At 40.1% G+C, this 24,094-nt stretch carries 25 protein-coding genes, 2 riboswitches and 1 other annotated feature; of the genes, 10 read left to right on the top strand and 15 right to left on the bottom strand.

Annotation, left to right across the window (positions count from 1 at the left end; all coding sequences use genetic code 11):
• Positions 1 to 70: 70 nt before the first annotated feature.
• A riboswitch (purine riboswitch) is annotated at positions 71 to 172 on the bottom strand.
• 79 nt (positions 173 to 251) lie between these two features.
• From MHI41_RS03240 to MHI41_RS03210, 7 genes are all read right to left on the bottom strand, one after another.
• Positions 252 to 452 (bottom strand): NETI motif-containing protein, encoded by a 201-nt coding sequence (locus MHI41_RS03240; RefSeq protein WP_008344299.1) that lies wholly within the window; start codon positions 450 to 452, stop codon positions 252 to 254.
• The gene (locus MHI41_RS03235) at positions 449 to 1,003 is read right to left on the bottom strand and encodes a DUF5698 domain-containing protein (RefSeq protein ID WP_008344300.1); all 555 of its coding nucleotides are present in this window, start codon (positions 1,001 to 1,003) and stop codon (positions 449 to 451) included. Before MHI41_RS03235 ends, MHI41_RS03240 begins: the two co-directional genes overlap by 4 nt.
• A 304-nt stretch (positions 1,004 to 1,307) precedes the next feature.
• Entirely contained in the window at positions 1,308 to 2,099 is a 792-nt protein-coding gene (locus MHI41_RS03230) for a hypothetical protein (RefSeq protein WP_057078371.1), read from the bottom strand.
• A gap of 217 nt (positions 2,100 to 2,316) precedes the next feature.
• Positions 2,317 to 2,499, bottom strand: coding sequence for a YezD family protein (locus MHI41_RS03225; RefSeq protein WP_057078372.1), 183 nt, complete (start codon positions 2,497 to 2,499; stop codon positions 2,317 to 2,319).
• 18 nt (positions 2,500 to 2,517) lie between these two features.
• The gene (locus MHI41_RS03220) at positions 2,518 to 2,679 is read right to left on the bottom strand and encodes a hypothetical protein (protein ID WP_008344307.1); all 162 of its coding nucleotides are present in this window, start codon (positions 2,677 to 2,679) and stop codon (positions 2,518 to 2,520) included.
• A 206-nt stretch (positions 2,680 to 2,885) separates the two neighbouring features.
• Positions 2,886 to 4,211 carry an NCS2 family permease gene (locus tag MHI41_RS03215; protein ID WP_046527002.1) on the bottom strand — a complete coding sequence of 442 codons (1,326 nt, stop codon included), beginning with the start codon at positions 4,209 to 4,211 and terminating at the stop codon, positions 2,886 to 2,888.
• 145 nt (positions 4,212 to 4,356) lie between these two features.
• A riboswitch (purine riboswitch) is annotated at positions 4,357 to 4,458 on the bottom strand.
• Positions 4,459 to 4,584: 126 nt separating this feature from the next.
• The gene (locus MHI41_RS03210; protein ID WP_243824951.1) at positions 4,585 to 5,463 is read right to left on the bottom strand and encodes a LysR family transcriptional regulator; all 879 of its coding nucleotides are present in this window, start codon (positions 5,461 to 5,463) and stop codon (positions 4,585 to 4,587) included.
• A gap of 100 nt (positions 5,464 to 5,563) precedes the next feature.
• Here MHI41_RS03210 and MHI41_RS03205 point away from each other — a divergent pair, with 100 nt between their 5' ends.
• Complete coding sequence (locus MHI41_RS03205) at positions 5,564 to 6,751, top strand: MFS transporter (protein ID WP_342494544.1); 1,188 nt, start codon at positions 5,564 to 5,566, stop codon at positions 6,749 to 6,751.
• Positions 6,752 to 6,769: 18 nt separating this feature from the next.
• Here the strand turns inward: MHI41_RS03205 and MHI41_RS03200 are convergent, their stop codons facing one another.
• Both MHI41_RS03200 and MHI41_RS03195 read right to left on the bottom strand, forming a co-directional pair.
• Entirely contained in the window at positions 6,770 to 8,218 is a 1,449-nt protein-coding gene (locus MHI41_RS03200) for a DUF4179 domain-containing protein (RefSeq protein ID WP_342494543.1), read from the bottom strand.
• Entirely contained in the window at positions 8,187 to 8,732 is a 546-nt protein-coding gene (locus MHI41_RS03195; RefSeq protein WP_342494542.1) for a sigma-70 family RNA polymerase sigma factor, read from the bottom strand. The genes MHI41_RS03200 and MHI41_RS03195 overlap by 32 nt, the downstream gene beginning before the upstream one ends.
• Before the next feature lie 179 nt (positions 8,733 to 8,911).
• Here MHI41_RS03195 and MHI41_RS03190 point away from each other — a divergent pair, with 179 nt between their 5' ends.
• The 6 genes from MHI41_RS03190 to MHI41_RS03165 all read left to right on the top strand — a co-directional run bounded on the left by MHI41_RS03190 (position 8,912) and on the right by MHI41_RS03165 (position 12,284).
• Positions 8,912 to 9,088 carry a hypothetical protein gene (locus MHI41_RS03190; RefSeq protein WP_019743763.1) on the top strand — a complete coding sequence of 59 codons (177 nt, stop codon included), beginning with the start codon at positions 8,912 to 8,914 and terminating at the stop codon, positions 9,086 to 9,088.
• Between the two features lie 13 nt (positions 9,089 to 9,101).
• A complete protein-coding gene (locus MHI41_RS03185) occupies positions 9,102 to 9,671 on the top strand; it encodes a GNAT family protein (protein WP_342494541.1) in 570 nt (189 codons plus the stop codon).
• A gap of 15 nt (positions 9,672 to 9,686) precedes the next feature.
• Positions 9,687 to 10,139, top strand: a complete 453-nt coding sequence (locus MHI41_RS03180; protein ID WP_047946426.1) for a LytTR family DNA-binding domain-containing protein — start codon at positions 9,687 to 9,689, stop codon at positions 10,137 to 10,139.
• 5 nt (positions 10,140 to 10,144) lie between these two features.
• Complete coding sequence (locus tag MHI41_RS03175; protein WP_046526935.1) at positions 10,145 to 10,555, top strand: hypothetical protein; 411 nt, start codon at positions 10,145 to 10,147, stop codon at positions 10,553 to 10,555.
• A gap of 95 nt (positions 10,556 to 10,650) precedes the next feature.
• Positions 10,651 to 11,379, top strand: coding sequence for a CPBP family intramembrane glutamic endopeptidase (locus tag MHI41_RS03170; RefSeq protein ID WP_342494540.1), 729 nt, complete (start codon positions 10,651 to 10,653; stop codon positions 11,377 to 11,379).
• Between the two features lie 458 nt (positions 11,380 to 11,837).
• Positions 11,838 to 12,284: a hypothetical protein gene (locus MHI41_RS03165; RefSeq protein ID WP_342494539.1), complete on the top strand. Its 447-nt coding sequence runs from the start codon at positions 11,838 to 11,840 to the stop codon at positions 12,282 to 12,284.
• 118 nt (positions 12,285 to 12,402) lie between these two features.
• On the opposite strand, the gene MHI41_RS03160 is transcribed toward MHI41_RS03165, so the two are convergent.
• Together MHI41_RS03160 and MHI41_RS03155 are read right to left on the bottom strand one after the other, a co-directional pair.
• Complete coding sequence (locus MHI41_RS03160) at positions 12,403 to 12,975, bottom strand: GNAT family protein (protein ID WP_008344332.1); 573 nt, start codon at positions 12,973 to 12,975, stop codon at positions 12,403 to 12,405.
• Between the two features lie 13 nt (positions 12,976 to 12,988).
• Positions 12,989 to 13,861: an AraC family transcriptional regulator gene (locus MHI41_RS03155; RefSeq protein ID WP_019743771.1), complete on the bottom strand. Its 873-nt coding sequence runs from the start codon at positions 13,859 to 13,861 to the stop codon at positions 12,989 to 12,991.
• Between the two features lie 410 nt (positions 13,862 to 14,271).
• Positions 14,272 to 14,536, top strand: a binding site (T-box leader).
• A gap of 55 nt (positions 14,537 to 14,591) precedes the next feature.
• On the opposite strand from MHI41_RS03155, the gene MHI41_RS03150 reads away from it, so the two are divergent.
• Genes MHI41_RS03150 through MHI41_RS03140 form a run of 3 tightly spaced genes read left to right on the top strand, consistent with a single transcriptional unit; the run spans position 14,592 to position 17,827 of the window.
• Positions 14,592 to 16,253 (top strand): 2-isopropylmalate synthase, encoded by a 1,662-nt coding sequence (locus tag MHI41_RS03150; RefSeq protein WP_255234216.1) that lies wholly within the window; start codon positions 14,592 to 14,594, stop codon positions 16,251 to 16,253.
• A complete protein-coding gene (locus MHI41_RS03145; protein WP_342494538.1) occupies positions 16,253 to 17,335 on the top strand; it encodes an AraC family transcriptional regulator in 1,083 nt (360 codons plus the stop codon). The genes MHI41_RS03150 and MHI41_RS03145 overlap by 1 nt, the downstream gene beginning before the upstream one ends.
• A 15-nt stretch (positions 17,336 to 17,350) precedes the next feature.
• Entirely contained in the window at positions 17,351 to 17,827 is a 477-nt protein-coding gene (locus tag MHI41_RS03140; protein ID WP_272511925.1) for a YbaK/EbsC family protein, read from the top strand.
• 83 nt (positions 17,828 to 17,910) lie between these two features.
• Here the strand turns inward: MHI41_RS03140 and guaA are convergent, their stop codons facing one another.
• The 4 genes from guaA to MHI41_RS03120 all read right to left on the bottom strand — a co-directional run bounded on the left by guaA (position 17,911) and on the right by MHI41_RS03120 (position 24,004).
• On the bottom strand, positions 17,911 to 19,452 hold the full coding sequence (gene guaA, locus MHI41_RS03135) for a glutamine-hydrolyzing GMP synthase (protein ID WP_008344342.1): 1,542 nt from the start codon (positions 19,450 to 19,452) through the stop codon (positions 17,911 to 17,913).
• A 185-nt stretch (positions 19,453 to 19,637) separates the two neighbouring features.
• Complete coding sequence (locus MHI41_RS03130; protein WP_342494537.1) at positions 19,638 to 21,845, bottom strand: transglutaminaseTgpA domain-containing protein; 2,208 nt, start codon at positions 21,843 to 21,845, stop codon at positions 19,638 to 19,640.
• 9 nt (positions 21,846 to 21,854) lie between these two features.
• Entirely contained in the window at positions 21,855 to 23,045 is a 1,191-nt protein-coding gene (locus MHI41_RS03125) for a DUF58 domain-containing protein (RefSeq protein ID WP_342494536.1), read from the bottom strand.
• Entirely contained in the window at positions 23,042 to 24,004 is a 963-nt protein-coding gene (locus MHI41_RS03120) for a MoxR family ATPase (protein ID WP_017366721.1), read from the bottom strand. Before MHI41_RS03120 ends, MHI41_RS03125 begins: the two co-directional genes overlap by 4 nt.
• Between the last annotated feature and the right edge of the window lie 90 nt (positions 24,005 to 24,094).

Raw genomic sequence — 24,094 nt, 5'->3', positions numbered from 1 at the left:
TATTGCATTGTTAGGAAGCAACACAAACCGGGCCATGGTAAGCGCTGTTCGCTTTTAAAAAGCCATGTCAGTTTTGTTCACTATCCTGCATAGTCCAGTCATTTACGGTAACTGGGTAGAAACTTATGGGCCATATTCCCAAGATTATATGAGGCTCGTGTTTTGATTTCATGTTTATCTTAACAACGGATGTTCATGATGTCAACGGATTTATCGAACAATCTATGAAGTCGTCGTTTTAATGTTCGGATTTAGAGTATTTTTCCCTCAAATACGATTTTTTTCCCAATCGGAATGATCTGAATCGACCCATTTTCCTTCTTTTCCTGAAAGATGGGCTCCTCCATTCGTCGGACAGGTGAGTAGCCTTCCTCCGCCATCTGGGACAACACTTGATCAATCGTCATGTTGTCTTCCACGTAGAATTTCTTTTTCTTTGGTTTTGCGGTCATTCTTTAATTCTCCTTTTCTTCACAGCCTTCACCCAGAAGCCGCCATGAATCGTTTTGGGCTCATACGAAATGATAAACGCCTTTGAATCAAGCGTTTTAATCGTTTCATATAATTGCAGTTCATATTTTCTCGGTGTTAAAATTTGCATCGCTGACCGGTCTCCTTCAAGACCTCCTACTACCCAGTTGGTGACGCCATATCCTTTTTCTCTCAATTGTTTTGGGAGATCTAGATCGATTTCTTTTGTAATCACGTTCACAGTAATGTAGCCAAGTGCCAGCTTCTCTTCAATTTTCATCCCGACAATGATTCCAATTCCATAACCTAGCGCATACGCAATGACATTTTGTACTTGATCTAAGTTATCTAACACGATACTCAAACCAATGACATAAATCAGCATCTCGACAGTACCAGCAAAAGCGGCTGCATACCTTCTGCCTTTCATTGTTAAAATTAAACGCATAGTGGAAAAAGAGACATAAACAATGTTAATCACTAAAATAATCAAAACCATGGTGAACGCATTGGATAAAAGTTGTTGAAGCACGATTCGAACCCCCTGCACTAAAAATCAAATAAAGCACCCCATATTCTACTAGAGAACAAACCTTGATACAATCAAATTTGCGCGAGAAAAACACATATATCTTTCGACAACAAGGGGTGGTCTTTGTTACCAAGAGTTTACCCGTTTTTTCCTCTTCTCAACATGAAAAACCTCCTTTTTCAAAAGGAGGCTTTAGATGGTTGATAAAGGGCTAAAATATACTTTATTTTAACCCTTTGTCTTTTTTCAGCGTGATAGAAGGCCTTTGAATTTTAAAAAGACCGAGTACACGCTGAAACGTGTTTTATCCAAACCGAACTGGAACAAGTGATGGGATCAAATACTCTCCGACAATGCCCCATAAAAGGGCAATGATGACGAGCTCAATCAACAAAAAGACCCAGCCGGCATACATCAAGTCTCCCCGCACAGCTTCTTGCTCTGATTGAATGGAGCGGAAGAGCACAATGGCAATCAGCTGAAGACCGAAAAACATCATGACGGATAAAATCACCGTTACATATGGAATATTCAGCATGGCAAATACAAGCCAAAGGATAGATAAAACCAAAACCGGCACAAGCACGGCACCGAACTTCATGATCACTTCTTTCAGCGATATGTTTCCTTTCAGCATGTACTTACCGAGCACCCAAACCGTCAGCATCATCAGTGTCAACAAAATGAGTGTAAAGACCGCTACCTTCAAAAAGGCGTCACCAAAAGAATAATGAATACCAAAACCTAATAAACGGGTCTTTGACGCCTTTAATTGAACGTAGTTGCCTAAAGCAAAAAACACACTGAATAACACAATTGAAATCCAGGCGTACTTCATGCGTAAAGTGTCCGCTTGATGGATCGCACGACTCGGTGATTTTAACATCGCAAACCCATATGAGCCGTAGCGCTTAAACGCACCTCCAACACCTCTTGCGATGCGCTGAATGGCTGAACCCTCTTCATCAGCTGGCTTAGCCGTTCTTCCTCGTTTTGCAGCACTGCGGCTGAGGCGGGACTGCCTTGTTTCTTGATCTATTGATGGCTCTTCGTTTTTCGTTTCAGATGTGACCTGCTCTTGATCTTTCTCTAACATCCCATATCAACTCCTATCTCAGACAATCCGCACAGGCTCAAGTGACCTGTCCGAATGACTCCTATTAAAGTAGCGGAGTCTCTCTATTCAGTCAAGATTCCTTGACGTTCATACGAATAGACGGATAAAAGAATGAAGAGGTTTTAAATGGAGAGAAAATAAGACAAAACAAAAAAGCTGATGACTGGATCAGCTTTTCATCATCTTTCATAACTTTTCATGAACGATAGCGCCCCTGCTTTGCTTTCTGAATCCGAAGATTCTCCTGGTGTGCCGCGAAACGAGTCTTTTCTGTCGTATCGACTTGTGTAATTTGTCCATTATGAATGGTGATCACCACCGACCCGTATTCAATCCCTTTTAAGGCAGATAAAATAAAATTCAGCTTTTGTTCATCCATCGCTCATCCCCCATCCCACTAATTTTGCTTGCGCTCTTTTAAATAGAGAACCTCATTTTCCAGCTCATGAATCGTATAGTGCATGAGCGCTTCATGTTTTTCTTCATGCCCCCATAAAAGGAGCTGCTCAATCAATACCTGCTTTTTCCGCTCAATCACCTGCCTAAGCCAGCGTGACAAGTCATCCCCTCCCGTTATGATGAATGCAAGAAAAAAGGCACTCTGAACCCTTCTATAGAAAAAAGGAAATCAAAGCGCCTTTGGTGATCCAATCAGCGAATTATGTCTTTTTATCATAAACACATAATTCCTATAAGTCAACTATGGTTTTAAAATTTCCCTACAAAAAACAGCAGCCTCCATGAGCTGCTGTTTCAGATAAACCATTAATGATTTAAGAAAGCAAAATATAGAATAAAGATGACAAACAGTCCGTACATAATTGGATGCACTTCTTTTGCTTTTCCTTTAAAGATCATGGTGATCGGATAGAAAATGAAACCAATTGCAATCCCTGTCGCAATACTATATGTCAGTGGCATCATAATCATGGTTAAGAAAGCCGGTACCGCAATTTCAAAACGATCCCATGCGATCTTTGCAAGAGGTGCTACCATCAGTGCACCGACAATGATTAAAGCAGGTGCTGTTACATTCGGTGTCACGACAGATAAAAGCGGCGAGAAGAACATCGCAAGTAAGAAGAAAATACCTGTCACGACAGCTGCAAAACCAGAACGGGCACCCGCAGCAACACCTGAACTAGATTCAACATAAGACGTCGTCGTTGATGTTCCAAGAACAGAACCGACGACGATAGAAGAAGAATCCGCCAAAAGCGCTTTTCCTGCACGCGGCAGCTCATTATTTTTCATTAAACCAGCCTGCGTTGCCACAGCCACGAGTGTACCAGCTGTATCAAAGAATCCAACGAATAGGAACGTTAAAATGACCACAAGCATTTGAATGGAGAAGATGTCTGGCAAGTGAATCAAGGCTTGACCAAAAGTTGGAGACAAGCTTGGAATGCTATCTACAATTTGAGATGGAACTGGCACAAGACCAAGGATCATTCCAGCAATAGCTGTCACAAGCATCCCAATGAAGACACCTGCATTCACACGAAGAACCATTAAAATGACAGTCACAATGATCCCAAATACCGTTAACAGAACAGGACCACTATGAATATTTCCAATCGAAACGAGCGTATTATCGTTATTTGCAATAATACCGGAGCCTTGAAGACCCACAAATGTAATGAACAAACCAATCCCTGCACCAACCGCCAGCTTCAGCTCAGACGGAATGGCATTAATGATTTTTTCACGAAAACCTGTTAAAGAAAGAGCAACGAAAATCAATCCTGAAACAAACACACCGGAAAGTGCTGCCTGCCAGGAGATTCCCATACCAAGAACAACTGAGAAAGCGAAGAACGCATTCAGTCCCATACCTGGTGCAATTGCAATCGGGTACCTGGCGATCAATCCCATCAGGAAACAACCTGCCGCAGAAGCTAACGCTGTAGCTGTAAAGACAGCCCCCTGATCAATTCGTAATTTATCTGGAAAATCCGGTACTGCTACTAAAGCAAGTGTGATCGGATTGACAAACAAGATGTAAGCCATCGACAAAAATGTCGTTAAACCGCCGATGATTTCTCTGCGATAATTCGTACCTAACTCATCAAACTGAAAAAACTGTTTCAAAGCCAACTGACTCCCTTCATGTCCTTTTGCTTTAGTCTGTCCCATTCACAAGTCAAATAAAAAACGCCCCAACAGTTTTTGGGACGCTTGACTACAATGTGAATTCAGACCGTGACATCAAACAAGAACAATGCATGATTTATATCAAACGAGTGTGAATTGACGTAGTCAAGCCATTTACGGTAGCTTGGTAGAAACTTGCGGGCCATATCCCCGCCATTATACGACTTCTATCTATTTGATTTCTGTGTCTATTGTACCAACTTCATTTTTAAAACACAATACAAAAAGCGAACATTTTTCAAAGAAATGTCCGCTTCATTCGTCTTATTACACGAATTTGGAAAATCACATCTAGTTCTTTATACACCCATCACTGAATTCTGGCAAAAACCGTTCCTGCTACATCGAAAAATGCCTTCACAGCAGGAGAAGCTTGCGTGAGCGATGGACAGGCAAGCGCCACCTCACGATGATGCGATACATTCAAATGACTGATCTGTACAAGTTGCTGCGTTTTTAGGAATAACTCAGGACCTATCGTCACACCAAGTCCTTCCCCAACCATGCGGGCAATGGTCGTACAATCATGCACTTCAAATAAAATAGACGGCTTGATTTGCGCCTCTGAAAAAATATCCTCTACATGGGACTGATACATGCCAGTTGGCATAATAAACGGTTCGTCCGCTAATTCTTCCATATCTACAATTGGCTGCTGCTCAAAACGATGATTTTCGTGATAGGCAACCACCATTTTATCTTTCATAAGTGGCAATAGATCAAACGCTTTATCCGCTTTACCTTTTACAACAAACCCAACATCAATAATGCCAGAATCGAGCCACTCCAATATTTCTTCATATGTCCCCTCATAGAATTTAAATTCAATCTTTGGGTGCTTTTTCTGATAGCTCACAAGTAGCTTTGGCAATAAACAAGCGGATGCACTGGCAAAAGTTCCAATTCGAATCAAGCCAGACTCAATATTTTTGGTGAGCGCAATCTCCTGTTGAATTTTCTCTACTCGATTTAGCACTTCTCTTATATGCGGAAGAAGGGTTTCACCGGTATCTGTCAGCGTAATGCCCTTTTTTCGGTCACGCACGAATAAAGACACGCCCCACTCCGTCTCTAAACTTGCCACCGCATGACTCACGGCAGACTGTGTCATATTTAACGCTTCAGCTGCAGCAGTAAAACTGCCTAGCTCGACCACCTTAGCCATCGTCTCGAATCGAACAAAGCTCATGAGTATTCACTCATCCCTTTCATGAAAAACATCAATTTTACTTATGTTAGCACGGAATTTAAAATGAATACAACGTTTCAACATAAAGGAAGGGTTCAAAATGAAAAGTACATCTTATCCATTGCTCATATTTCTTTTAGCCGTCGGTTCTTTCGTCACAGGCACTTCAGAATTCGTCGTATCAGGCATACTGGACATCATTTCTGACGATCTGCGCATCTCCATCCCGGTTGCGGGACAGCTCATCACCATCTATTCTCTTTTTTATGCCGTGGGTGCCCTTTTTTTAGTCATGGCCACATCGAAATTGAATCGAAAAAAGGTTCTTTTATCGGCGATTTCCATGTTTATAGCGGGGAATGTGCTCGCCTTTTTTAGCCATCACTTTATGCTGCTCATGCTCTCACGGGTCATCATGGCCATGAGTGGCGGCTTATATATTGTGCTCGCAACAAATTATGCAGCGCAGCTCGCCCCGCCAGAAAAAAAGGGGAGTGCAATGGCAACGGTGATCACTGGATTTACAGTTTCACTAGTACTCGGTGTACCGATTGGAACATTTTTAGCAGGATATGTAGATTGGCATGCCATTTTTCTCATCATTGCAATAGGGACCGCTTGTCTCTTGTTTCTTCTGTATCGATTATTACCGCCTATGGAGGGCCATTCCCATGTGCCATTCAAACAGCAAATGCAAATTCTTCAAGACCGTAGGGTGTTAAGCGGCTTAGCCACGACAGCCTTTTGGATTTTAGGTTACACGATGGTATTTGCTTACATTTCGCCATTATTGCGGCAAACATCCGGATTTACGCTTGAACTGACAAGCATTGCCTTGCTTGTCTTAGGCATCTCCGCTTTTATTGGCTCGCGCTTTGGTGGATACGCTGTCGATCAATGGGGACCAAACCGAACCATTTCAATCAGCATCACGGTTCAGATGCTCATGCTCTTTGCATTATCCTTTACACAATTTTCGATAGTTGGCGTCTTCATCACGCTCGCCATTTGGGGCACCGCCACATGGACAACAACACCAGCGAAGCAATTTTATCTCATCTCCCTAAAACCCGAAACATCTGAAACCGTGCTGAGCTTTAATACAGCGATTATGAATATCGGCATGATGCTCGGATCATCAATGGGTGGTCTGATTATTCAATATACAAATGTAACGAATTTAAGTTGGATCGGCGGGCTAGCCAGTTTTGTTGCGTTGATGTTGATTCGGTACTCGTTCAATCGCAATCGACTGGCACATCAACAGATAAAAAGCGAACATGTGTAATCATGTTCGCTCATTTATTTATCGATTAGCTTTTGATGTTTCTTTTTTGACTGGAATGGTTACCGTTATTTCTTTTTGTGGTGCCAACATATTCAGTTCTGATAAATCAAGATAAAGCCCATATTCTTTAAATGAAAAATGGTTTAATGATAAAGCATCTAACTCCTTATCATTAAATTCAAAGGTGGATTGCATGGAAGCTGTCTTTAAATTCGTTATCTTCGCATGGTTCCCTTTCAAGTAATACCCGCTTTCATAGTCTGCTTGTGGATCGGGCCATGATTTCATCTTTTCAACATCGCCTAATCCAATGAATTCACCTATATTCTCCATCACATCCTGATCTAATTCTTTTTGATCTATTCCAGTAAATTGATAATCAACAATCACAGAACGGTCTTTTTGCTCTATCTTATTGATTTTGATTCCGATGCCATGGTGTTTTGTTTTGAACTGAACAGGCAGCTTTGTCTGAAGAGGAATGATTTTGCTTTCTTCCCGTTCGATATTCACATATGTGTCAAATGTCAATTCAGTCGCCTTTGGATTGATCGGCTGATTCAAAATCGTTAAATGATCTTTTCTAGTTTTGTCAGAAGACATTTGTTTTTTTCTTAAAACGGTTCCAATCTCAAGCTCATACTCATTCCCTAAATTATCCTTCATTCCATCTATACTGACTTTATCATCTTTGGCAAAACCATTGTAATCAATGGCATATTGAATTGCAGAGCCATTCACTCCATTTTCTACCTTTACATTTCTTATTTGATAACGTCCATTTAAAATAGACACGTCTTTTTGTCCCGCTAATAAAGTGGTTTTTTGCTTGACCACAGGTAACTTGAAGCGCCAATTCCCTACAATATCCCCAATCTTCGAAATAACAAGCGGTACTTGCTGACCTTGTTTGATCGTTTGTCCATTTGTATAGACTTCCGTCTGCCCAACATAGCGGCCATCTTTCATTTTTTTCAATCCCTGATTGTCGTAACTCGGTTGGAAAGTGTCATTTATATGATCGAAGTTGTTGACTATGAATGGTACAGAATCTTCCTTTGTATTCAAATTCTCCACAGTAAACGTATAAACAAGCCGCCCGGCATCATAATACACACTGTTCACTTTCACAGTAACCCCTCTTGATTCAGCTCCCTCATTGACATGCTTCACCAACTCACTCTGAAAAAGAGACATTCCTACTTTATCGTGAAACATCATATATAACTGTCCAACAAACGGCACTCGAGCCATCGCTGTATTAAGAGAAGGAAAAATGAAGCCTGATGAAAAGTAAAGGACAACAAGGGCGATAACTGAATATATTGGCGTTCTCCAATTCCATGTGAACCAACGTCTTTTCTTTTCCGTTTTCACATCTCCCATTGCTTGACGAATTGCAGAGGTCAATTCAACTTTTGGTACTTCAATCTCTTCATAAAGCTTTTTCATTTCTTTTTGTTCCATCGACACTCTCCTCCTTCTCCAATGTTTGCTTTAATAACTTTCTTGCTCGATACAAATGAGTTTTAACCGTTCCTTCAGGCACACCCATCTGTTCAGAAATCATTGAAATCGAATAATCTTGAAAATAAAATAGCTGAATCACGAGCTGATATTGCTCATCTAACACATCTAGTGCATTTTTTAAATCGAGCTTGTCTTCCAAAAAATCATGTTGCTCAACGCTTTCATGATGCTGTTCAAACGGAACAACATCTTGCTGCTTCTTCTTCATCGCAAAAATCGTATGAATCAAGATCCTAGTCAGCCATGTAGAAAAATAAGCCGGTTCTTTTAATCCAGATAAATGTTTAAATGCTTTAATGACCGTCTCCTGAACAGCATCTAACGAATCCTCCTTATTTCTTGTGTAGAGAAAAGCCGTTTTATATAAACGCTCTTGATACATCAGCATTAATGTCTCAAATGCCGGGACATTCCCTTTTTGTGCTTTTTTAATTAGACGCACTTGCTTCATCTCATTCACACCTCCTACACCTGTTAGAGCACACTTTCTCACAAACGGTTTCAACAAACGGAAATTTCTTTTACTTAGCATATGTCGGACAAAAATAGAGAAAGTGAAGAATAGGCCGCAAAGATCGTATTGAACTTTTGATATAATGGAAGAAATATCTACAAAAAGGAGGATATTGATTGTTTCTATTTGAAGAACCTGCTTGTGCTAGCTGCCAAAAGAAGATAGAAGGTAACGAAGAAGTGTACGTTAAGCTGGTCTATCCAAAGAGAAAAGGAATGACAGAGGTGAAGGCTTGGCTGAGGAATGAAGGGGTTTTTTATTGTAAGGCATGTACAGAACAAAAGACATCATAAGGGGGATAAATGCATGAACAAAATTACTTTTCCACAATCATTTCCAACGATACATACCGAAAGACTGATCTTAAAACAAGCAACGATCACAGATGCTGAGGATATGCACATCTATTTATCCAATGAAACCGTGTGCCGCTATATGGGCATTGATGCACATGAAACCATCGAAGACACAAAAGGAGAAATCAAGTGGTATGACAATATCTTCAAAGAACAAACAGGCATCCGCTGGGGCATTTCTTTAAAAAACAACCCCACCATCATCGGCAGCTGCGGATTTCTCAATCTAGAAAAACAGCACCGCCGTACGGAAATTGGCTATGAATTACACCATGATCATTGGAGAAAAGGCATCATGAATGAAGCGATTACTGCGGTGTTGCGGTATGGATTTCAGGAGATGAACTTGAATCGGATTGAAGCGATCATTGATCCAGCAAATACGTCTTCTGTTCAATTATTGGAGAAGATAGATTTTGTACAAGAGGGTTTATTAAGAGAGTATGAATTGGGTCAGAAGGGATTCGATGATGTGTATATGTATTCAATTTTGAAGAGAGATTACGAAAAATCCTATTAAACAGAGGAGAAACAAATGAAAACGGATATTCATTTCATCCAAAAGCCGCAATCAGAGTATGTTTCTTTTCACATTTATGAGCTGAATCCGGCGATTGAAAAACTTGTCCAGCAAGTGGAGCAGTCAGCCCCCTATTTCTTAGCACAAGAACCCACGAAAGAAAGAGTGAAAAAGGTCTATTATCACGACATTTTATATATAGAAAGCGTTGATAAAAGATCGTTCTTGTATACGTCAGATGGAGTGTTTCTCTTAAAGGAAAAGTTATTTGAACTTGAAGAACGGCTTGAAGCGCATGATTATGTCAGGATTTCAAAATCGATGATTCTGAATATAGATTCTATTGCCGCTATTTCTCCTAAAACGAGTGGCCGTTTTGAAGCAAGCCTTACAAATAAAGAAAAAGTAATGATTTCACGTTTTTATATCCAAGCATTAAAAGAGAAACTTGGGTTACGAAGGAAGTGAACAGGATGAAACGTTATATCACAAATCTTTTGATCACATTTTGTATGATCTTTACTGCACTCGTATTGATTTACTGTTTCACGTTTGGAACAATGCCTATCTATATTTTACAAGCCATCATGTTCAGTTCCTTTTTTTCAAGCGCCCTGACCTTCTTGCTATATCCAAAACAAACGTACAGCCATAAACGGATTCTTTTTCAACAAATTCTATATATCGTCCTTGTGATGTGTATGATTATGACCACCATCATCATCGTCAGCGGTGAAATCAGCCCCCTTTCGTTTATCGTGAATTTCCTTGTGGTCATGGCTTTATTCTTTGTGATCAAGTACCTATTGTATAAAAAAGATCAAGCAACCGCTGAGGAAATCAACGATCTTTTACAGCAGCGAAAGAAACGAACAACATCTTAATGTGCATCTTAGGGCTAAAAATTGACATGTTAGGAAGATTTCATTGTGACTTCTGCATGATTCCACTACTCTGACGTTAGAGGAGGAATCAACACATGAAACCAATCACAATCATTCGAAAATCAGTACTTCTACTGCTCTTTTCTTTAATCATCCCAACAAGTGCAGGTGTCTATTTATCCATCAAAGAAGTAACCGACCCGATGACCATCTATCTCACCAATGGCTGTGCCATGCTAGCTGGGTGTCTTTTACTTCTATTCATTATTCAAAAAAGTCGTTTTCACTTGAAAGAAATAGGTTTTCGAAAAAGCTCTCTCGGTATGTGGATATTTCCGATCCTTATCATCGAGGCCATTCCGTTTATTGCTGGATTCAACAAGGATTTAACTGTTTCTTCCTTTCTAGCACTTTGTTTCTTCATGGTGTGTGTCGGTCTTTTTGAAGAAGGAATTTTTCGCGGCATTCTGTTCCAATATTTAAAACAAATCAACTTGAGCACTGCCATATGGGGCTCCGCCGTACTATTCGGCCTTGGTCATGCTGCGAATCTACTAAGCGGAAAAAGCCTCACCTTAACCGTCGCACAAATCCTATTCGCCTTCTTATTTGGATTCGTCGCAGCCGAAATCGTCGCACTCACGAACAGCCTGCAATGGGTGATCTTATGGCATGCCGTTCATAATATTGTGGATCAAACCACAAATGGGCAAACGTCTGTGGGAATGCAAATGCTTTTGCTTTCGATTCAATGTGTCATTTTGCTTGTTATTGCGGTGGTGTTGTGGAGAAGATTAAGAATGAAAAAAGTGTTCAATAGATAATGAAAAGAGGAGGAAAGAATTGAAGGGGAACACATGGATAGAAGGCTGATTTGAAAAGTGTGAAGAACTTGAAATCAAGCCTTGGGAATGGGATTTTAAACAAAGTTATATCAAAGAGCCGATATCAGAAAACACGTCCCCTATCAGACTTATGTTAGAGTATAAGATTGGCAAACTAAAAGAAGTTGGAATCTCTAACAATACAGGGAAAACCGGTAGTAAAGCTGATTGCGATAAGAACCTTTTCGCATTTATAATGCTCTATGGGGTACAGGTAAAGTGATCCGTGGAGAAACAATGAATTCATTTATCACAACTTTTAACCATAGTATTTTGAAATCATCGTATTCCGTTGAGGAATTTGAAAAGTCGGAATATTAATAGATAAATCCCTTACAAAGCAATATGCAAAATTAACTTCTAATGATTTCAATAAAATCGATTGGATTGCTGACAGAATGGAGGAGTTCAAAAAATTCGCTACTTCCACTCACAGCATTGGGAATTTCACTGTATTACCACATTGGATGAATTCAGGCCGCTATTTATTTTCTCAAGATTATTGGGATGTTACGATGTATTCACTATTTGAATTCTTTCAACCATTAGGCTGTTGGAAACAGTTCGTCGAACGATATTTCCTTCAACCTTATGTGAACGATGATGAGGAATGGACAGTGAGTGAATTTTGGGAAGGTCATTTTGCAGGGATCGGAAATTACAATCAATTAAAACCTCAAAATGAACAAGAATTAAGTGAGTACCTACATAAAGTCAATATTAGGATTGAAGAACGGGGCAAATGGATGATCAAAAAAGTCTGTGAAGAATTGAAGTTGCAACACTTCACATTCTATGATGAACTAAAAGATAGACAAATTCGATTTTCCAACGAATTGAATTAACCATAATGAGCGAGCTCAGTGTTCGCTTTATTATTTTCTAAAAGGGTTCCGATAAAAGAAAAATGAGATCATAAAAAGCTGATATCTTAAACGCTATATCAGCATCATGTTATCAAGCTTATTCACTCATGTAATCCTCTTTCAGCATGCTGTATATTTCTACATCAACAACTCCTTTGCCAGACCATAAAACAGCTTGTCTAAGCAGTCCTTCTTTGATAAAACCATTTTTCAATAGGACTTTTTTTGATACCTCATTTGCTGGCATGACTTCCGCTTGAATTCTATTGATATCAATCTCTTCAAACAGAAATTTCACTAGTGTAGAGACAGCTTCTGTTGCAATGCCTTTTCCCCAATGTTCCTCTGCAAAGAAATAACCAATCGTCACCGCATTCACTTTTTGATTGATGTCCATTGTTTCGATGATACCAACTAGCGTATGAGGATTATCCTTTTGAAAGATTCCCCATTTCACTCTGCTTTTCTTCGTATAATCTCGTTCAAAATGTCCAATCATTTTTTTTACCGTTTGGAGATTATGTTTGGGAATGATCCCACAATACTGAAAGACTGTGTCATTGTCGTAAATTGAAAATAACTCTGGCAAATGACGCTCTTCCACCCTTTTTAACAATAGATTCTTTGACGCAACTACAGGAAAAGTACCAAAAAGACTTTCTATTTTCATCTCTTAATCCCCCTTATTCCTCGATAGGAATATAGATTTTCATTTTGATATCGTTCGGGCCATTCGAATGTAAGACATCTGTTATTTCAAAATCTGGTCCACTCGTTCTTTCATAATTAGAATTTGGGAGCCAGCTACCATAGATATATCTTCTAGTGTTTTGCACCATTTCATGAGAGCCACTCACTTTAAATTCTGCATATCTCCCCTCAGGAATCACTATTTTTACAAACCCTTCATTTAAATCTATATCGGATTCCTCCACTTCCTCCCCTACCACAAACGAAAAACGGCCATCATCATGAAAAGAAGTAGATACACCATAAGCCATATGAGGTGCTTTTTTCTTTGGAATCTGTTGATAATACTCCTTTTTTCCAAAATCCATATAAAACAAAGGAATGTCCGTGAAATATTCCTCACTTTGAAGGTTCGTTTGATACTCGTAACCAATGATATAAAAATTGCTTAATTGAGTCATGACAGGTTTATTCATATTGAATTCACTGTCTAACATAGATTGGTATGCTAAAAAATCCATTTTGTTTTGTTGCTTTAACACCATTTCCTCTTTTCTAAACCTAGCTGGTGTCACCCCAAAGAATTGTAAAAAAGCACGAGTAAACGCTTCTTGAGAACCATACTGGAAAGCAATCGCTATGTGTAAAATATTTTGATTTGTTTCTTTCAGTAACCTAGCAGCTTCAGAGAGCCTTCTATTTCTGATATACTCTTGCACAGAAAAACCTGTAATGGCTTGAAACAGTCGTTGAAAATGAAACGCTGAAAAGCAGGATTTCGAGGAAATATCTTTTATACTTATATTGTTTTGAAGATTCTCCTCAATAAATTCAATCGAAAGCTGTATTCTCTTATAGTAATCCATTGTTTCTCCCTCCTCTACCTTTTATTTTATTACTTCCCTCCTCTTATTTTTTGATCATTTGTGCTATTTTTAAATAACCTTCCACAAAATATTCATTCAATTTCCATAGCACAAAAAGTCAAGTTTCTTAAAAATGATTTCCGTTATACTAAACTCGTAAGGTAAAGATGTGCTCGGTTGTCCTATCAAGAACATGAGAAAACGATTCAAGGACCATTAACATCTGAAAGATAAATTACCGCTTCAAACTCTAGCAAAAAACGCTAGTTATTCTACCATTAAAACAGAAGTAAAATAAAATTAAAAATGAAGACAAGACACCCATAGGACAAAAAAAATCAATTAAAAAAGATATCCCTACCACTATCTCTTTTTTGTAATCTTGGTATAATAGAAAAAATCAGAAAAATTAGAATGCGATGATAAGGAATAGTACTTGCCGAAACGTTTTCAGAAAGTTGCTGGTTGATGAGAAGCAATAACAAAAAGGTAGGGAACTCACCTTAGAGTAGCCTTAGTGAAATGAAAAAGATTGATGTAGTTAAGGTCGGCACCCCGCCGTTATACGGGAAGGATATCAGATCAAACAATCTGTATCCGAATAAGGGCATGATAATGTAAAGTTATCATGAAACAGGGGTGGTACCGCGTAAGAAGAAGTCTTTCGTCTCCAAGTTCAATCTTGGAGATGATAGGCTTTTTTTATTTCCATTTACAGGAGGAATCGATGATGTTTAACCACAAAAAATACGAAAAGAAATACTTTCTGCCACCGAACCTTACTTATGATTGGGTGAAGAAAGAAACATTAGAACGTGCTCCGATATGGTGCAGTGTGGACTTACGGGATGGAAATCAAGCATTACCTATTCCTATGAACTTAGAAGAAAAATTGGATATGTTTCAGTTACTAGTAGAGATCGGTTTTAAAGAAATTGAAATCGCATTTCCAGCTGCTAATGATACGGAGTTTAAGCTATTACGGACACTGATTGATCGTCATATGATTCCTGACGATGTCACGATTATGGTGATCACGCAAGCGAGAGAGCATATTATCCGCCGAACCTTCGAAGCCATTAAGGGGGTACCGAAAGCGATTGTTCATTTATATAATTCGACGTCAGAAGCGCAGCGCAGACAAGTATTTAAGAAAACAAAAGATGAAATTAAACAAATTGCCATTGATGGCGCTATTTTAGTAAAAGAACTTGCCGAAAAAACAGAAAGTGATATTTATTTTCAATATAGTCCTGAAAGCTTTCCAGGAACAGAAGTGGATTACGCGTTAGATATTTGTAATAGTGTTTTAGATATTTGGAAACCGGCACCACATCACAAAGCGATCATAAATATTCCGACAACAGTTGAATATTCAATGCCTCATATCTTTGCAAGTCAGATTGAGTATATACACAAAAATCTGTCTTACCGAGACAGTGTGACATTGTCTGTTCACCCTCATAATGACCGCGGGTCTGGGGTGAGTGATGCAGAATTTGGTGTGCTAGCTGGTGCCGAAAGAGTCGAAGGGACATTATTTGGTATCGGTGAACGTACAGGGAACGTAGACTTGATTACCTTGGCGATGAATATGTATTCACAAGGCTATGATCCAAAATTGAATTTCAATAACCTAGAAGCGATTCGTAAAAAATATGAAAAACTAACAAAAATCACTGTTCATGAGCGGCAGCCCTATTCTGGGGAGATGGTTTTCACCGCATTCTCTGGTTCACATCAAGATGCGATATCTAAAGGGATGAAATATAGAAAGGAACATCATGTTGATAAATGGGACGTTCCGTATATCCCAGTAGATCCAGTTGACTTGGGAAGAAATTATCAAACGGATGTGATTCGAATCAATAGCCAGTCTGGAAAAGGCGGCATAGGCTATATATTAGAAACAAATTATGGCATTCAACTTCCTTATCAAATGAATGAAGCCATGGGATATGCAGCGAAGAAAGTATCTGATCAGACAAATAGAGAATTGTCTGTCGAAGAAATATATCATGTTTTTGAAAAGCAGTATGTTGATTTTCACCCTCATTTCCAGCTGCTTGATTATCAATTTCATAAAGGAGAGAAGCAAGAAGTCACCTTAACTTTGCTGAGAGATCATCAACAAATAGACATACAAGGAACTGGCACTGGAAGTTTAGATGCAATCAGTAATGCGTTAAAAGCACATTTTCATCTCGAGTATGATTTGGAAGTCTATGAACAGAATTCTTTGGGCAAGGATTCTCAAGCAAAAGCCTGTGCACAGATTGGTATTTCATATCAAGGAAAAATGCATTGGGGTGCTGGAATCGATAAAGATATTATAGAAGCAACAGTAAAGGCCCTGGTGGTTGCAGTAAATAGACTAGAGGTTTGGATGTAATGGAAACAGATAAACTTGAAAAACATGAAGCGATGCAATATTTAAGAGAATATAACGAGCAAGAAATCTTTTATCAACAATACCAGCAGAAAAAGCATGACAATGAATCATTGCAATTATTTTTGAAGGATTATGATCAAAACAATTTCATGCAAAAGCAAATATATATAGAAGAATTTTTGCTAAGAGGGCAGAACGAATTTGAAAAAGAGGATACCATGTGGTTAGGTCAGGAGAAAGATATCGAAGTGAGAAAGTATAGCCGTTTTATGCCTCAATTGTCGGCTATCCATGATTTCTTTGAGATGATCTATGTTCTGGAAAATGAGATGTATGTAGAAGTGGAAGATAAAAAAATCGTTTTAAAATCAGGAGATATTGCCTTTATTCCACCTGACACAATACACAAGCCAATTGTAATGGAGAATACAATCGCAATCCAAATCATGATCCGTAAAAGTACTTTTCAAAAAGTGTTTTTTAAAATGTTAAAAGGCAATCATGTCATTTCAGAGTTCTTTTTGAATGCATTGTATATAAAAGAAAATAAACATATTCTTATTTTCCATAGTCACTTGGATAAAAATTTGCTAGACTGCTCTCTTCAACTATTTATAGAAAATCACAATCGATTTCCTAGTTACCAGTTGATTATGAATAATTTGTTTGAGATATTATTATGTCTCTTATTAAGATTCAAACCAAGTCATATGAACGTCATTCAGGTCAAACCATATAGTGATATACGTATGATTCAAATGCTTCAATATATTCAGCAATGTTGTGAGCATATAACACTCCAGAAGATGGCAGAGAAATTTAACCTTTCACAATCTTATCTGTCAAAATATATAGCTCGTAAACTCGGCAAATCATTTCGTGAGATTCGACAAGAAATAAGATTGGAAAAAGCCTGCGAAATGCTAACCGGTAGTAATTTACAAGTGGATCATATTTCGGGAGCCGTTGGTTATCAAAATATAGAGCATTTCATTCGTTTATTTAAGAAAAAGTATCACCTAACACCACATCAATATCGTTTAAAAAATAAAGTCGAGCAAACTTCAAATCAATACGAATAAAAAGGAGAAATCATCATGTCAATCAAGAAAGTAAAAGATTATTTTAAACAATATGAGATGGATACTCGAATTCAGGAATTTTCAGTATCTAGCGCAACCGTAGACTTGGCTGCTTCTGCATTGGGCTGCGAACCTGAAAGAATCGCAAAAACACTCTCCTTTCTAGTAAATGGACAAGCTATTTTAGTTGTGACCTCTGGCGATGCAAAGGTTGATAACAAAAAATTCAAGGAATATTTTAAAACAAAAGCGAAAATGCTGCCTCCTCATGAGGTCGTTGACTTGGTCGGTCATGAAATTGGCGGAGTATGTCCTTTTGCTATAAAGAATGGCGTTACTGTTTATTTAGATAGGTCACTCAAACGTTTTGAGACAGTCTATCCAGCCTGCGGGAGCAGTAACAGTGCTATTGAACTAACAATCAAACAATTAGAAAAACACTCCGGTTATTCACAATGGATTGATGTGTGTAAAGGATGGAATGATGAATGAACACATGAAGACGGAAGGAAAAAGTGCAACATAAAAAAGAGCTAGAAACCCTTGATACACAAAGGTTTCTAGCTCTATTATAGCTATTCCCACTCAATCGTAGCAGGCGGCTTACTCGTAATATCATACACCACGCGGTTAATATGCTTCACTTCATTCACGATACGAGTCGAGATCTTCTCAAGTACATCCCAAGGGATTCTTGCCCAGTCACTCGTCATACCGTCAATAGACGTAACAGCACGGATACCGATTGTGTAATCGTATGTTCTTGCGTCACCCATGACACCTACGCTGCGGATGTCTGGGAGGACAGTGAAGTATTGCCAGATGTCGCGCTCAAGGCCGAAGTTGGCAATTTCTTCTCGTAGAATCGCATCCGATTCACGGACGATTTCTAGTTTTTCTTCAGAAATTTCACCTAGTACACGGATTCCTAGTCCTGGGCCTGGGAATGGCTGTCTCCATACGATGTCGTCTGGAATACCTAGCTCTGACCCTAGAGCACGGACTTCATCCTTGAATAGCGTATTAAGTGGCTCAATCAATTCAAACTGCATGTCTTCTGGAAGACCGCCTACGTTGTGGTGAGATTTGATTGTTTGTGCCGTTGCTGTTCCACTCTCAATGATGTCAGTGTAAAGAGTTCCTTGTGCTAAGTAGTCGATTCCTTTTAGCTTGTCCGCCTCGTCATCGAATACATAGATGAATTCGTTACCGATGATTTTACGTTTTTGCTCAGGATCAGACACACCTTTTAGCTTGTTTAAGAAGCGATCTTTCGCATCTACTTTAATCACGTTCATGTTGAAACCTTCGCTAAATGTTTTCATTACCCCTTCTGCTTCGCCTTTGCGAAGAAGACCGTGGTCAACGAAAATACATGTCAGCTGATCGCCGATGGCTTTGTGGATCAATACCGCCACAACAGATGAATCTACACCGCCGCTTAGTGCGCACAATACTTGTTTGTCGCCTACTGTTTGACGGATTTTCTGCATTTCGATTTCAATGAAGTTCTCCATTGACCATTTGCCATCGCAGTCACATACGCCGAAGACAAAGTTCTTCAATAGATCATTTCCGTACTCAGAGTGACGTACCTCTGGGTGGAACTGAACGCCATAGAAATTCTTCTCAGCTAAGCTCATCGCTGAGTTTGGACAATGTGCACTTGTTGCATCAACTGTAAAGCCTTCTGGTACTTCAACGACAAGGTCACCATGGCTCATCCAAACGACTTGATCCGTTGGAAGGTCTTTGAATAAAGCAGGTGTTCCGTTAATATGGATGTCTGCTTTCCCATATTCACGCTGGCTAGCCGCTTCTACTTTCCCGCCTAAATAGTGAGTCATCAGCTGCATGCCGTAGCAAATGCCTAGAACTGGAATGCCTAGATCAAAAATCTTTTCGTCACAGCGGAAAGATCCTTCATCATATACACTGTTCGGTCCACCAGAAAGGATGATTCCTTTCGGCGCCATTTCTTTAATTTCTTCAGCAGTTAAAGTGTGCGGATGAAGCTCACTGTACACACCAAATTCACGAATACGGCGAGTGATCAGCTGATTGTACTGACTACCGAAATCGAGAACCAAAATCATTTCATTTACTAAATTTGTCATGGTGTCACCTCTATGTCCAATATAGTTTTTATAAACGCACAGAAAAAATGAGAGGAGAAAACCTGCTCTCAGTGTAAATCACGCTTTTGAAGCGCCCAGACTCACATCCGAACGCTTCAATTTCATGTATTTTAGAAGGTTTTAATATTCACCTATTCTAACAACAGGAAGGTACGGGGTCAAGACTATCTCCTGTTTATTAAATTTTCCCATAACTTCGCCGACTGCTGCCAAAGCGCCGACGCATCTTCTCGCCTGTAGAGCGCCCGCTCATAGAACTGCGTTAGCTCAGACATGTGATGATCTCCTTCCTTGTCATCGATCAAAGAAGCGAATTCTCTTAGCGTCATGCCTGGCTTTTTCTCGATCCCTCTGCGCCTTAGCTGTTTTAATAGAGCAGCATATGCGTAAAAAAAAGCTTCCTCATCTGGCAAACGTTTTACCTTTCTCACAATAAAGATTGGCAGCCATCTTGCTCTGAACCGGTAAAGCATCCAGCCTATGAAACCAAGAAAGACAATTACACCTGCTGCGTAGCCCAAGATTGAACCAACATGAACCATACTTGGCTTTGCTTTAGCTGCTTGTTCCTCTTGTTTTGCCGCCTGTTCTGGTTCTTGTTGCTGCGGCTGCTGTGTCTGCTCGTTTTCTTGTTGATCAGATGCGGGCTGATCTTTTTCATCCTCTTGATCATCTGTTTGGTCGTTGTTAGCCGTGGTTTCATTCGTAAATGTCTCTGGGTTCGTGAACCCTTTTGTCGGTTCAAAAGTCACCCAACCACGGTTTGGAAAATACACCTCTACCCATGAATGGGCATTGTTATTGGTCACTTCATACACATTGCTTCCATCCATCTGTGTTTCATATAACTGACCAGACGTATATCCTTTCACCCATCTCGCCGGAATTCCAATCGAGCGAAGCATGACAATCATCGAGGTTGAAAAGTTATCACAATAGCCAATCATCGTATCAAATAAGAACTGATCCACATAGTCTTCGTTACGCCCAGGTACAGCGACATTTTGGGTTTCATATGAAAACTTCGCAGATCCTAAATAATCCTCAATCGCTTTTGCTTTATCATACATATTATCCTTCGTTTCCGTTAAGCTGTTCGCCAATGTTTTCACACGCTCTGGCAGCGAGGATGGGAGCTGCAAGTATTCACGTCCGACCTGCTGGTTCACTTGCTGCTTGGTCGGTACTTTGATCCGCTGTAAATCCTCTAGGATAAATGTAGGTGATAAGAAGCTGACTCGATAGTTCCCTAAATTTTTAGGCGGGTTTTGAGTAGACGGTACAATTTTCTCCGTTTTGCCCATCATTTGCAGTGGAATGTTTTCCATTGGCGTCAGCATAACCGTACCAATCGGATAAACAGCATGATTAAATCGATAATCTGATTCCATATCGACTCTCATTTCATGCTCCTCTGTTTTCACGCGATTGGTAAACCACCGGTTCGGCACATCACTCCCTTTTAACCGAGTAGGTTTCGTATCATTTGAAGCATCCTCCCAGCCTTTCCCCGTGTAAATACTTTTTGTTTCTACACGAAAATAAGACGGCTCTTTTCCGCTCCATTTAAATACCGGTGTACGGTCCTCACTAAACGGTCCCCCAAGCGACGAATCATCCGCACTATATCCCACCTTATTCTGTCCAGCGGAACCATCTTGATTCGTGACCGCTTTAAAAAACGGGACTGGGTCAGGCCATTTCGGATCAGATTTTGGCAAAGACGCACCGAGTGATGCTGATACAAGAACAAGCGCCAGCATGGGTAAGAACCAATTGAGACGCGCTTTCTGTGACACCCGCACACCTTCAGCCGAACGAAGCCGGTCGAAATAGAGCAGACCAAGTAAACAAAAGCCAAATACCATAATTCGAACGATCGCAAAAGTCGCATCATAAGGCGTAAACGTATCAAGAATCGTGACATATACAATCGTCATCAGTAAAAAGAAGAAGATACGCTGCTGATACACAACCCAATAATGAAGTAAATAAACAAGTAGCCAAAGCAAAATATAAAACAACAATGTGCGGAAAGACGGATACATGTCACTCCACATGCCCATGCTCATCAAAGAAATATTATCTTTAATATCAGCAAACAGCGCAGGCAGATAACTTGGCTCTGATTGATAAAAAATCAAATATAATGCGAGCAAGATCAATCCAGCACAAATAGGAAACGTCACATACCACTTCAATCGAAAGAACGTAAACAAACACGTAAGCCCTATAAAAATGATGAAATAAGACGTATGACTCGTCTCTGTAAAATCTTGAAGCGGACGAAGCCACTCCCAAAGTAGCAGAAATGCGACAGCATAATAGATGAACAACTCAAAACGGCTTTGCCGCTGATGCATATGCAGCATAAATGTTTGTCACCTCACAGTTCTTTCATGCAGCCGGTCCTCAAATAAAAGGGTCGTGTGTATCCCAGAAGCTTTAAGCCGGTCCACAAGCTGTTTTTCTTTTGCCGTCAATCGATCAACGGCTCTCTTCACTAAAAGAACGGTGATGTTCTTTCTGTTTCGATTCCCAAGTAAAATGGCAGCAAGCTCTTCTTGCAGATGACCTGTCATCACATACTTTCCTGTCTGCTGGTGCTCACTCGCTGTTAATGATTGATAATCAGGTAAACGAGAAGGCAGATACTGCACCTTTGTTAAATAGTAGAGCATGTCCTGTAAATGCCACTCTCCTTGATCCACTCGAAATAAGTGCTGATCCCCAAGCGGGACAAGGCCTACCGGCACCCCTTTTTTCACAGCCGTTTGCAGAACCGATGCGGTCATAGACACAATCGTTTCAAAAGCGGCTTCATCTGTAAAATCAGCAAACACCACCAAATCCTTTGTCTGATTCTGTTCAAACTCCTTCGTCATAAGCTGACCTCTTCTAGCTGTTGTCTTCCAGTCCACCCAAGCGAAACGGTCTCCTTGCTGGTATTCACGCACACCTGTCGTCACATTTGTCGGTTCATTTAACCAAGAGTGCACCGCTTTGCCTCCATTTTCATTCACCGATGCAGCAGATTCAACCGGAATATCCAACATTTTCGGATACACAAGCAATTTTTTCTCTAGTGGAAGAATCACTTCTTTTTCAACAAACCCAAACATATCACCCGTTTTGATTCTAATCGCCGTCAACTGATGCTCTCCCCGCACAATGTCATTGAATTGATACGAAAATCGCCACGTTTTCCGAAACCATGGAAAGATCATTCGCTTCATTTCAATCTGTTCCTGTAAATGGAAGGTATCCGGCGGTTCATCCTCAAGTATGGCGTACACGTACGGAAATAAATTCGTCCGCTTGATTTCAAGGTCAACAGACAGCACTTCCCCTGCCTTTAACCGGGTATGCTGTAATGTCCTTTTGGCTGTTGCACGAAGTGGAACAAGGGCAAACAGCAAAGCATACAAAGCATATGGTGAAAATGCATAAAAAAGGAACCAGCTCACAAAGCCGCCCTGAAACATGGCATAGCAAAAGGCTGCTGCCGTGAGGAGAAAGAGCATAAACACCCGTAACCATAGTGAAAAAGCGAAACGGTCACGTGACTTCATTGAGTCATCGACTTTTGAACTGGTACGCCAATATGCTCAATCATCTGTCGTAGCAGTGTCTCCGCCTTCTTCCCTTCATACGTTGCTTCTGATGTCAAAATCATGCGATGCGGCAATGTGTAAGGCGCCAAATACTGTACATCATCAGGAATCACATAATCCCGCCTGTTCAACAGCGCATACGCCTGAGCCGCTTTCATCAATGCAATTGAACCCCTTGGGCTCACGCCTAAATAGACAGACGGATGATTTCTCGTCGCTTGGGCGATTTCGACAATATATTCTTTAATCGACGCATCCACATGTACGGTCTGAACCGCTTGCTGCAAAGCATGGATATGATCTTTTGTCATGACTGCCTGAAGCGTGTCAATTGGCGATTGCTTCTCCTGCAAATTCAGCACCTCAAGCTCCTCCAGCATGGTTGGATACCCCATCTGTAGCTTAAATAAGAAGCGGTCCATTTGCGCTTCTGGAAGTGGATAGGTTCCCTCATACTCCACTGGATTTTGCGTAGCCATCACAAAGAAAGGATCTGCCAGCGGCATCGTTTCTCCGTCTACTGTGACACTGCCTTCTTCCATCGCTTCAAGAAGGGCTGATTGTGTTTTAGGAGAGGTTCGGTTGATTTCATCAGCCAAAATAATCTGCCCCATAATCGGTCCTTGTCTAAATTCAAACTCGTTTGTCTTTTTATTATAAATCGACACACCTGTTACATCTGAAGGCAAAAGGTCAGGCGTAAATTGAATTCGCTTAAACTCACACCCAATGGATTTTGCCAGAGCACGAACCATCATGGTCTTCCCAACGCCAGGCACATCCTCTAATAGCACATGCCCCTTCGCCAAAATCGCAACAAGGCTTAATATCGCAATATCTTTTTTCCCCACCATCACTTTATTGATGTTATCTACGATTTTTTGTAAATCTGAATGCATTGGTTCATCAAATGCCATCCTGATCCTCCTATCACGTTTCCGTCAATTTTCATATAGTCTAACTTTACCATACAACACGCATTTGCATGAAACATCAACACGTAGAAA

Origin of the sequence: Bacillus sp. FSL M7-0307 (assembly GCF_038627835.1) — a bacterium.
Lineage (GTDB): Bacteria > Bacillota > Bacilli > Bacillales > Bacillaceae > Bacillus > Bacillus altitudinis.
This window is presented reverse-complemented; position numbering and strand designations above follow the sequence as displayed.